Annotated in this window: 10 protein-coding genes and 1 riboswitch; of the genes, 6 read left to right on the top strand and 4 right to left on the bottom strand. The window is 63.1% G+C overall.

The features are described from left to right. Positions 1-119: 119 nt before the first annotated feature. The 3 genes from HU720_RS10210 to purM are packed head-to-tail and all read right to left on the bottom strand — an operon-like array spanning position 120 to position 2,550. The gene (locus HU720_RS10210) at positions 120-830 is read right to left on the bottom strand and encodes a DUF3108 domain-containing protein (RefSeq protein ID WP_186519739.1); all 711 of its coding nucleotides are present in this window, start codon (positions 828-830) and stop codon (positions 120-122) included. A gap of 8 nt (positions 831-838) precedes the next feature. Beyond that, complete coding sequence (gene purN / locus HU720_RS10205; protein WP_186519737.1) at positions 839-1,492, bottom strand: phosphoribosylglycinamide formyltransferase; 654 nt, start codon at positions 1,490-1,492, stop codon at positions 839-841. After that, positions 1,492-2,550, bottom strand: coding sequence for a phosphoribosylformylglycinamidine cyclo-ligase (gene purM, locus HU720_RS10200; protein ID WP_186519735.1), 1,059 nt, complete (start codon positions 2,548-2,550; stop codon positions 1,492-1,494). Before purM ends, purN begins: the two co-directional genes overlap by 1 nt. 339 nt (positions 2,551-2,889) lie before the next feature. Between purM and HU720_RS10195 the strand changes: the two genes are divergently transcribed. The 6 genes from HU720_RS10195 to HU720_RS10170 all read left to right on the top strand — a co-directional run bounded on the left by HU720_RS10195 (position 2,890) and on the right by HU720_RS10170 (position 9,927). Next, complete coding sequence (locus HU720_RS10195; RefSeq protein ID WP_186519733.1) at positions 2,890-3,939, top strand: DUF2066 domain-containing protein; 1,050 nt, start codon at positions 2,890-2,892, stop codon at positions 3,937-3,939. Between the two features lie 12 nt (positions 3,940-3,951). Beyond that, a complete protein-coding gene (locus tag HU720_RS10190; RefSeq protein ID WP_186519731.1) occupies positions 3,952-5,025 on the top strand; it encodes an AI-2E family transporter in 1,074 nt (357 codons plus the stop codon). 151 nt (positions 5,026-5,176) lie between these two features. Beyond that, a complete protein-coding gene (gene hda / locus HU720_RS10185) occupies positions 5,177-5,881 on the top strand; it encodes a DnaA regulatory inactivator Hda (protein ID WP_186519729.1) in 705 nt (234 codons plus the stop codon). A gap of 127 nt (positions 5,882-6,008) precedes the next feature. Continuing rightward, positions 6,009-6,644, top strand: coding sequence for a C40 family peptidase (locus tag HU720_RS10180; RefSeq protein WP_186519727.1), 636 nt, complete (start codon positions 6,009-6,011; stop codon positions 6,642-6,644). A 146-nt stretch (positions 6,645-6,790) separates the two neighbouring features. Further along, a complete protein-coding gene (locus HU720_RS10175) occupies positions 6,791-7,321 on the top strand; it encodes a C40 family peptidase (RefSeq protein WP_186519725.1) in 531 nt (176 codons plus the stop codon). A gap of 71 nt (positions 7,322-7,392) precedes the next feature. Beyond that, the gene (locus HU720_RS10170; RefSeq protein ID WP_186519723.1) at positions 7,393-9,927 is read left to right on the top strand and encodes a DUF6543 domain-containing protein; all 2,535 of its coding nucleotides are present in this window, start codon (positions 7,393-7,395) and stop codon (positions 9,925-9,927) included. Positions 9,928-9,932: 5 nt separating this feature from the next. Here the strand turns inward: HU720_RS10170 and HU720_RS10165 are convergent, their stop codons facing one another. Continuing rightward, positions 9,933-10,511, bottom strand: a complete 579-nt coding sequence (locus HU720_RS10165) for a hypothetical protein (protein WP_186519721.1) — start codon at positions 10,509-10,511, stop codon at positions 9,933-9,935. A gap of 147 nt (positions 10,512-10,658) precedes the next feature. Then, a riboswitch (cobalamin riboswitch) is annotated at positions 10,659-10,880 on the top strand. Positions 10,881-10,915: the final 35 nt, after the last annotated feature.

Raw genomic sequence — 10,915 nt, 5'->3', positions numbered from 1 at the left:
CAAGATCGTCGGGGCTGCTCCGCAGCCCTTTCGCGACACAAGGCCGCTCCTACAGCGCCAGGCTTCAGCCACAAAAAAGCCCCGCACAAGGCGGGGCTTCAGGCGCTACAGGCGAGTGGTCAGTTACCCTTGACCGCCTTGCCATCAACCGTGCCGTCCTGCAGCACGATTACATACTCTTTGCCGTCAGTCTCAACCTGACGCAGCTGCACCAGCAGGTAATCCCAATCCTTGGCGAACCAAAGCTCGGTCACGCGCTTGCTCTGGCTAGGATCGCGCACGCGCTCCACCTTGATGGCTTCGACCTGGCCGGTCTTGGTCGCAACTTTTTCGGTGCCCAGCACGCGGAAGTCGTAGGTATCGATCTCGTCGCCATCGACCACCTGGTAGCTCATGCTCTTCTTGCCCGCCGCTACATCATGCTGCAGCGCCAACTGATAAGAGGACTTGTCCAGCACGCCACGGTTCAGCGGCAGGTTCACCGCATCGCCGCGGTCGCTGCCGGTGATCTTCTTGCTGGTCCAGTCGAAGTCCAGGTCAACTTTCTTGGCCTTGCCCAGCCCGCCGCGTTCGAAGTGGTACTTCTGCGGCAGCAGCGTGTCCTTGTCCATGCGCACGCTGCTTTGCTCGGTCAGGCTGGCGATCATCATCGAAGCCTTGAAGTTGAGCTCCCAGCTGCCATTGGCGTTTTCCACCAGGCTGCGCTCGGCGGTGCCGCTCATGGGCAACTGTTTCCAGTCTGCGGTGTAGCTGGCCTTGAAAGGCTTCAGATCGGCTGCCTGGAGCGGCAGGGCGAGCACGGCGAGAGCCATCAGCAGGGCACGACGCATAGTTTCTCCTAGGATCGAATCAAGTGACCACTGGCCGCCAGCGGTTCGCCATCCAGTAACGCACCCTGATCAGCAAGGCGCAAGCGACCTTCAGCAAACCAGCGCACGGCCAGCGGGTAGATCTGGTGTTCCTGCAGGTGCACCCGCTGGGCGAGTGTCTGCGCGGTGTCATCGGTAGCAACCGGAACTACAGCCTGTACGACCAGAGGCCCGCCATCGAGTTCCTCGGTGACGAAGTGCACGCTGCAGCCGTGCTCGCTATCGCCTGCCTCCAGCGCCCGTTGATGGGTGTGCAGGCCCTTGTACTTGGGCAGCAATGACGGGTGGATGTTGAGCAGACGCCCCTGGTAGTGGCGCACGAAGCCGCCACTTAGGATACGCATGAACCCCGCCAGTACCACCAGGTCCGGGCTGAAGCCGTCGATCAGCGCCATCAGCGCTGCATCGAAGGCTTCACGGCCGGCAAAGCCTGCGTGTTCGAGCACCGCGGTGTCGATGCCGGCAGCTTTTGCGCGTTGCAGGCCGTAGGCATCGGCGCGGTTGGAAACCACCGCGCGGATGCGCACCGGGCTGTCACCTGCGCTGGCGCTGTCGATCAGCGCCTGCAGGTTGCTGCCGGAACCCGACAGCAGCACCACCACGTTACAGGTATTGCCAGGCATCAGTGCGCCTTGAGGTTTTGCAGCTCGACCTGGGCGGCGCCTTCGGCGGCAACGCCGATGCTGCCGATGACCCAAGGCTGCTCGCCGGCGGCGCGCAGGACGTTCAGGGCGTTGTCGACCTGGTCCTGGGCAACGCAGATGACCATGCCGACGCCGCAGTTCAGGACGCGGTGCATTTCGTGCTCGTCGACGTTGCCTTTTTGCTGCAGGAAGTCGAACACTGCCGGGCGCTGCCAGCTGGCCACGTCAACCACGGCCTGGGCGCCTTTTGGCAGCACGCGCGGGATGTTGTCGAGCAGGCCACCACCGGTGATGTGGGCCATGGCCTTGACTGCGCCGGTCTGCTTGATCAGTTGCAGCAGTGGCTTGACGTAGATGCGGGTTGGCGCCATCAGCAGGTCGGCCAGCGGCTGGCCGTCGAGTTGGGTGTTCTCGATATCGGTGCCGGACACTTCGAGGATCTTGCGGATCAGCGAGTAGCCGTTGGAATGCGGGCCGGAGGAGGGCAGGGCGATCAGGGCGTCGCCGGCGGCTACTTTGGAGCCGTCGATGATTTCCGACTTTTCCACCACGCCGACGCAGAAGCCGGCCAGGTCGTAGTCTTCGCCTTCGTACATGCCAGGCATTTCGGCGGTTTCACCACCGACCAGCGAGCAGCCGGCCAGTTCGCAACCGGCGCCAATGCCGGTTACAACAGTGGCGGCCACGTCGACGTTGAGCTTGCCGGTGGCGTAGTAGTCGAGGAAGAACAGCGGCTCGGCGCCGCACACCACCAGGTCGTTGACGCACATGGCGACCAGGTCCTGGCCGATGCTGTCGTGCTTGTTCAGGTTCAGCGCCAGGCGCAGCTTGGTGCCAACGCCGTCGGTGCCGGAAACCAGGACCGGTTGCTTGTAGCCGGCCGGGATCTCGCAGAGGGCGCCGAAGCCGCCCAGGCCACCCATGACTTCAGGGCGTGCGGTGCGCTTGGCGACGCCCTTGATGCGTTCGACCAGTGCTTCGCCGGCGTCGATGTCTACACCGGCGTCTTTGTAGCTCAGGGAGGGTTGCTTGCTCATTGATCCAGGCCTTTAAGAGGGAGGGATTCAGAAAAACGACCGTGACGGCCAATGCCGGCTGTGTAAGCGGCGGCTGCCTGTACGTCACTGGTCTGCGAAGGCGCGCGATTTTATCAGGGTTACCCCAAGGCGGCCATCCTCAGGCCGACGGGCAGGGTGCAAATCTGCTGAAAAAAGCGCTTTCACCTTGCGCGACTGGTTGCCGCGCCAGTGCCTGTATAAGGTATAGGCATGGCAACCCGCACAAACACCGGCTGTGGCGCAGCATTCAGCCCGGCGGTGTGGTCACAGCCCACAGTGCAAGTGTGTTGCCCCCGGTTATCTGGACAGGAATTCCCCATGCGTCTGCTCAATCATTTCGCCGCCGGTTGCCTGGCACTGGTCTGCATCAGCGCCCAGGCCGAAACCGTCTCAGGCCTGTATCAGGTGCGCGAGCCGCTTGCCGGCCAAGGCAGCGAAGCCCGTGCCGAAGCCACCAGCAAAGCCTTCGATACCCTGGTGCTGCGCCTGACCGGCGACCCCAAGGCGCCGCAAAGCCAGGCGCTGGCCGGCCTGCGCAAAGACCCGCAGCAAATCGTCAACCAGGTGGGCAGCGAGGCCGGGCCGCCCGAGTCGGTACTGGTCGAGTTCGACCCTGGCAGTACCGAGCGCGCCCTGCGCAAGGCGGGCCTGGCGCTGTGGGGCAGCAACCGCCCGGCAATCATTGGCTGGTGGTTGAACGACGGCATCGAGGGCAGCAACCTGGTCGGTGATGGCCAAAGCGCTGCCGAGCCGCTGCACCGCGCGGCCCAGCACCGTGGCCTGCCGCTGCGTTTGCCACTGGCCGACCTGCAGGAACAACTGGTGGCTGACGCCAAGCACATCGAAGGCAAAGACCCGACCGCGCTGCGCGAAGCCTCCGAGCGCTATGGCGCGGATGCGTTGCTGGCCGTGCACGCCCGTGAGGCCGACGGCAAGTGGCAGGGCAAATGGCAGCTGTGGCTGGGCGATGACCGCGAGCAAGGCACCGCCGAAGGCGCCGACCAGGCTGCTTTGGCCGATGCCGTGCTGCTGGCGGTGAGCAACCGCCTGGCGCCGCGTTATGTCACCCGGCCGGGGGCTAGCAGCGAACTGCTGGTGCAGGTCGAGGGCATGAACCTTGCGCACTATGCCGAACTCAGCCGGGTGCTTGAGCCTTACGGCGCCCGCTTGCAGATGGCCGAAGGCAGTACCCTGACCTACGCCGTCAGCGGTAACCGTGAGCAATTGCGCGCGCAATTGGCACTGGCTCGCCTGCAAGAGGTGCCGGCCGAGCCCGCGGCGCCTGCCCAGGCCGCTCAAGCCGAACCCACTGCAAGCCCCCAGCCTGCTGCCCCCAAGCAGTTCGACGGCATGCGTTTTCGTTGGTAAGGAAGCTTTGCTATGACTGACTTGCGTCGCTGGATCTGGCTTGGCGCAGCACTGCTGATTGCCCTGCTGCTGTACTTGCTGCACAACATTCTGTCGCCGTTCCTGGTGGGTATCCTGCTGGCTTACCTGGCCGACCCGCTGGTCGATCGCCTTGAGCGCATGGGGCTGTCGCGCACCTGGGGCGTGGTGGTGGTGTTCAGCCTGTTCACGTTGATCTTCCTCGCGCTGTTGCTGGTGCTGATCCCGATGCTGGCCAAGCAGCTGGTGCGCCTGTACGAACTGGCGCCGCAGATGCTCGACTGGCTGCAGCACGTTGCGCTGCCGTGGGTGCAAAGCCGCCTGGGCCTGGCCGACGGCTTCTGGAAGTTCGACAAGATCAAGGCCGCCATCGGCGAGCACATGGGCCAGACCACCGACATCGTCGGCGTGGTGCTGTCCCAGGCCACGGCTTCAGGCCTGGCGCTGATCGGCTGGGTGGCCAACCTGGTGTTGATCCCGGTGGTAGGCTTCTACCTGCTGCGCGACTGGGACCTGATGATGGCCAAGCTGCGCAGCCTGCTGCCGCGTCAGCACGAGCCGCAGGTGGTGGCGCTGGCCGGGGAGTGCCACGAAGTGCTGGGCGCCTTCGTGCGTGGCCAGTTGCTGGTGATGCTCGCCCTCGGCGTCATCTATTCATCCGGGCTGATGCTGGTGGGGCTGGAGTTGGGGCTGCTGATCGGCATGCTGGCCGGGCTTGCGGCGATTGTCCCGTACATGGGCTTCATTATTGGTATCGGCGCGGCAATCATTGCCGGGTTGTTCCAGTTCGGTGGCGAGCCTTACCCGATGCTGGCCATCGTCGCGGTCTTCATGGTCGGCCAGGCCCTTGAGGGCATGGTGCTGACGCCGCTGTTGGTGGGTGACCGTATCGGCCTGCATCCGGTTGCGGTGATTTTCGCCATCCTTGCCGGCGGCGAGTTGTTCGGCTTTACCGGGGTGTTGCTGGCCCTGCCGGTGGCGGCAGTGATCATGGTGCTGCTGCGCCATGTGCACAGCCTGTATAAAGAGTCGGACATGTATGCCGGGGAAATCGACCCCGATCTCTGACCTGGCCAAGCAGTTGCGCTGCTTTTGCAGCGCAACTGCTTGATTTTGTTCGTGCTCCGGCGTTGGCCGATTGTGCCGCCCGCGCTGCGGGTATAGACTTTGCACACTCTTCACCATAGGGCCTCTGTGGTCGCTGCGACCACCCGCGAGCATGAAACCGATCCAGTTGCCCCTGGGTGTGCGTCTGCGTGATGACGCCACCTTCATCAACTACTACCCAGGCGCCAATGCAGCTGCATTGGGCTATGTCGAGCGTTTGTGCGAAGCCGACGCGGGTTGGACCGAAAGCCTCATCTACCTGTGGGGCAAGCAGGGTGTGGGCCGCACCCACCTGCTGCAGGCCGCGACCCAACGTTTCCAGCAGCTCGGCGAACCCGCCGTGTATTTGCCGTTGGCCCAGCTGCTCGACCGTGGCGTCGAGCTGCTCGACCACCTCGAACAATACGAACTGGTGTGCATCGACGACCTCCATGTAATCGCTGGCAAGGCGGATTGGGAAGAGGCGATGTTCCACCTGTTCAACCGCCTGCGCGACAGCGGCAGGCGCCTGTTGCTGGCGGCCTCCAGCTCCCCGCGTGAGCTGCCTATCAAGCTTGCCGACCTCAAGTCGCGGCTAACCCTGGCGCTGATTTTCCAGATGCGCGCCATGTCCGATGAAGAAAAGCTCCGTGCCCTGCAATTGCGCGCCTCGCGCCGTGGCCTGCACCTGACCGACGAGGTCGGCCACTTCATCCTGACCCGCGGCACGCGCAGCATGAGCGCACTGTTCGACCTGCTCGAACGTCTCGACCAAGCTTCCCTGCAAGCCCAGCGCAAGCTGACCATCCCCTTCCTCAAGGAAACCCTTGGCTGGTAAGCCCCTGAAAACACGGCGCCAGAGCGGAAAAACGTAAAAGTCACACATTTATCGATAATATTTGCAAATGGTTCCGATAGAGGGCATAGTTTCCTCCTTCTAAAGGACTACAGACACGGTCGTGCCCATGCTGAAGCGCTTCGCACCCCTCGTGCCACTTGCACTTGCCACGGTATTGTTCGGTTGCGCCACCACTGGCCCAACCACCCCTTCGCAGCCGCAGCGCCCGGTTTCCGAGCAATCGGTTCAAGCCAAGCCATCCACCTCTTCCGTATTCACCGAAGAAGAGCTGGCCAGCGAAGAAGACCTCAACACCTTCTCCAGCAGCAAGCCTTACCAGATGCCAGTGCTGGCAGACAGCATTCTTGAGCGTGGTATGTCGCTGATCGGCACCCGCTACCAGTTTGGCGGTACTTCGGCCAAGTCGGGCTTCGATTGCAGCGGTTTCATTGGCTATCTGTTCCGCGAAGAAGCCGGCATGAACCTGCCACGCTCTACCCGCGAAATGATCAACGTCAATGCCCCGAAGGTTGCGCGCAACAAGCTCAAGCCGGGCGACTTGCTGTTCTTCAGCACCAATGGCCGTGGCCGCGTGAGCCACGCCGGCATCTACCTGGGTGACAACCAGTTCATCCACTCCAGCAGCCGCCGCAGCGGTGGCGTACGTATCGACAGCCTTGGCGATCGCTACTGGAGCAAGACGTTCATCGAAGCCAAACGCGCCCTGGCCATGGCCCCGAGCACCACGCTCTCGCGCAATTGATTTGATATCAAAATGATGTAATCTGCCACGGCGGCGCAGCTGAAAAGCTCGCCGCCGTGCGCGTTTACAGAAAACGTCTAATCTAATTTCTCAACTCTTTTAATCTTCGGCTACGGCCGGAGCCTCCCTGACAGGAAGTTCCTCTCATGGCGATGTTGGCGCGTTTCGCATTGCTCTCGGCGGTGGCCCTGCTCGCGGCCTGTTCCAGCCGTGCTCCGGCCCCGGCGCCGGTCTACCCAACCGTTACCTTCAATCAGCAGCCTGCTTCGCCGGCCGCCGAAGATGTGTTGTTCCGCGCCATCGGCCTGGTTGGCACGCCGTACCGCTGGGGTGGCAACACGCCGGACTCAGGTTTTGATTGCAGCGGCCTGATCGGTTATGTGTACCGCGATGCAGCCGGTATCAGCCTGCCGCGGACCACCCGCGACATGATCGTCATGCGTGCCCCCAATGTCGACATCAATGCCCTGCAGTCGGGCGACCTGGTGTTCTTTGCCACCAATGGCGGGGCGCAGGTCAGCCATGCGGGTATCTATGTGGGGGAGGGGCGCTTTGTGCATGCCCCGTCCACCGGTGGCACGGTGCGCCTGGACTACCTGTCCAACAGCTACTGGGCCAAGGCCTACCTGCAGGCCAAGCGGGTATTGGCCCCAGGCCATCTGGCGCAGAATCCCTAGCGGCTTTATCTACCGCACATCCAGCTGCTATCAGCCGACCATGGGCGCTTCTTCAATAGAGAGGCGGCCCCATGGACTCCATCGAACAAACCTTGCAGCACAATCTGGCAGTGCTCGGCACCGGCCGTGAACTTACGCGTATGGCGCAGCGCCTGCTGCACGCCTACCCAGACCCCGGCCAGCTAGCAATCAGCGAGGCTGCGCGCATTCTGCGCAAGCACACCGGCAAGGACCTCGACCCGCAATCGGTCTGGTGGCACCAGTTCAGCGGAGCTAGCAGCAGTGGCCGCAGCTTCACCGGTTGGGCGCACAACCAGGCGCCGACACGCTCCATGCGCTTTCCTGAGCTGATGATCGAACGCTTCGAGCCTGCATTTCAGGAGGCGTCCGATGAGCTGAGCGTCTACAGCGGCTTCTATCGGCAAGGCCCCCACGCCAGCCGCTTTGACGAACTTAATGAAGTGGCGGTGCTGCCGCGCGATGTACAGGCCGACTTCTGGGCGCTGAACTTTGCCCAGGCGTATCGCCAGCAGGTCGACGCCTTTTGGGCCGAGCAAGCGGACCACTTTGCAGTGCTGGCCAAGGTCAACTTGCTAGGCCAGTGCGTGGTTGCCCAGCGCGAAGGGCGTATCAGCCCTGAAGATACGCAGCAGTTGCGCACCTGGTTGGGCTTGAGTGATGCGCAACTTACCCTTGCGCAGTTGCGTGAGCAGGCCGTGGCGGACGGCGCGTTAGCCGAAGCCTACGAGCTGGGAGCGGTCTCAGGTGCCTGCCTTTATGTATTGCAGGGCGCTGGCAGTGGTGTCTTGCTGTACTTGCCGTGGGCCGAGCAGCCCTTGCAGGCTTTTGCTTCCCTGCAGGCAGTGGCGCAGTGGCTACGGGAACAGTTGGCAAACACTGAGCAGGTGGCGCGGTTCAAGCGCGGCCTGGTAGCCGACCCCCATGACGCGGCTTCGCTGCAAGCGGTGGGCGATGCGTTGGCGGCGCTAGGTGCCAGTGACAGCGACGAAGCTGCACTGGTTTTGCTGGAAGGTGCCCGCAAGCCGGTTGGCCCCTCATTCTTTGCTTTCGTTACCGAGCAGGCGCGTAACCAGATGCAGAGCAATGCCGCACGCATGACTGACAACAGTCAGTTGCGCAAGGCCATGTGGCGCGGCTATCTCGGCGCTTTCCTGCAGGTCTTTGGTGGCTTTGTGCCGATGGGCTGGCCAGTGTCGCTGGGGTTGCTCGGCGTGACCCTTGCAAAGCTTGGCCTGGATATCGATGCTGCCGTGCATGCGGGCAGCGCCCAGCAACGCCAGGCGGCAATGCGTGCGGCGATTCTGGATTCAGTGTTCGCCGCACTGAGCATGGTCGATGTGGGCGCAGGCAGTAGCATGGCGCTGCTTTCGTACCAGACGCCTTTTCACGAACTGCAAACCTCGCTGGCCGATTGGGAGGTGCTTGAGGCGCCCTCGGCCGGTCTCGATGGCATCGAGGCCAATGACGTGCTGGATGCAAAGCCGCTAGGGCAGGGCCGCTTGGAAGGGGTGCGCATGGGCACCGACGGCAGTTGCTGGATCGAGCTGGAAGGTGTTCCCTATCGCGTGCGCTATAGCCCGGAGACATCGAGCTGGCTGATCGTGCCTGCCGACAATCCGTTTGCGTTCGGGCCCCTGCGCCCGGTGCGGCTCAATGCTGAGGGGGAGTGGGAGTTGCTGGCACCGCCACGTCTGGCCGGTGGCGCGCCAACCGGCAACCTGGCCAGCGAGCCTTCAGCGTTCTGGGACGAGTACATGCGCCCGGATGCGCTGCGCGAGCGCACCCTCTCGGACAACGCCCGGGCGCGGCAGGAGGCGTTGCTGGGCGACCAGGATATCCCTGAACTCGATGATGAAGACGACCCGCAAGTGGACGACAACGGTTTCGATTATGTCGATGACGGCGGCACGCCGGCCTACACCTATCAGCAGGACGGCCGCTACAAGAATCACCTGATCCTGATGTACACCGAGGAAGATTCGCAGATCAACCGCTTCCTGCGCGAAGGCGTGCGCGATTTCCCCTACGGCGATGAAGTGGACTACGTGACCAAGCTCGCTGATGATCTGGAGCGTCTGCCGAAAAACAGCGATGTGCCGCTATATCGCGGCGGCCATGGCCTGCGCAGCACCAGCGGTACGCACTTCCGTAACGGGCAGTTCAATGTGGGCGATGTGCTGGTCAATACCGACCTGACCTCGTTTACCGAAAACCCGTATGTGGTGCGCCAGTTCGCCGCCGACAACAACCTCAAGACTGCCAGCGGCGTTGAGGGCGTTTTCGATGACACCTCCGTGGTATTCGAGTTGCCAGCAGGCAGCTATCGCAATGGCACGCCGGTCAGCGCGTTTTCAGGCCATGCCAACGAGGCCGAAACGCTGTTCGTGCCGGGCTCGTACTTTCGCATCGATTCGCTGCGCGAGATCCGCGGCGCCGAGTACCACTTCGTCAATGTGCGGTTAAGTGAGGTGGCCGCCCCCGCGTCCGGGCCGGTTTATGACCTGCGCACCGGCCAGCTGTTCGACCGCGCCGCCTACGCAGCGCGCCTGAATGATGCAGGCTTGGTCGAGCGCTTCTTCGGCTGACCCGGTCACGCCTGCTTGAGCAGCAACGCCACCCCGGGAAAGTACTGCCCCAGCTCGTTGTGCAGCTTGCGATAGGCATACGGGAAGTACCACGCCACCGCGCAGGCGGTGTGCTTTTGCAGATCGTCCACCAGGTCCTGCAGTTCCTCGGGGCTTGCGTGCTGGCCGGCCTTCCATGGCGTGACGAACAGGGCGCCGGCCTTGAGCTGGCTGGGGTAGGCGATGCATTTGGCCTGCACGGCGGTTTCCAGCAGCGCCGCGGTCATGTCCAAACGCGCAATGCGCGGCCAGCGCTGGCTGGCATGCAAGTACACGGATGCTTCGGCGCTACTGATCGACAGGTCGCAGCGGGCGTCACGCTCGCCTTCGTCGCGCTGCTTCTTGCTGACGGTCTGCTCCAATGCGGCCAGCTCGCTCTGCCAGGCGGCAGCGGCCAGCAGGCCGACATTGGCTGCTGTGCCATGCCAGTAGGGCGCCTCGTTGTCGCCATGGAACTGGTTGCAACGGTCGATGCAGTCGATCCAGCGCTCCAGTGCCGGGCGCAGGAACTCCAGATGCTGATTATTGATGGTCAGGCCTTGCATGCTGCGCTCTCCTTGTAATTGTATTGAGGTCAGCTGGGTGCTGGCTAAGTGATATCACTGTACTCAGTGTGGCACAAGCTGGCAGATCGGCCATTGATCCAGGCCATTGCGGCCTTCGTTCATTGACGCTCAGGGTGCAACCCTCTAACCTTCGCGCGTGTTTCAGGTGCCCTGCGAGCCAAGCCTTGGCGGGGTGAAACTGGGAAGCCGGTGGGTGCCAGCATGGCGCGATTCCGGCGCTGCCCCCGCAACGGTAGGTGAGTCGACGCCGCGCACGGCCACTGGGTGCTCTCACCCGGGAAGGCGCGCAGGCCGGGGCCTTTGCCCCACTCACAAGCCCGGAGACCGGCCTGTAACTGCCAACGGCATCACGGAGGGTGATGCGCGGTGCACTGTGGCTAATG

It is taken from the genome of Pseudomonas sp. SWRI51 (assembly GCF_014268825.1).
Taxonomy (GTDB): domain Bacteria; phylum Pseudomonadota; class Gammaproteobacteria; order Pseudomonadales; family Pseudomonadaceae; genus Aquipseudomonas; species Aquipseudomonas farsensis.
The sequence above is the reverse complement of the archived record's forward strand: the minus strand, read 5'-3'. Positions and strand labels throughout refer to the sequence as shown.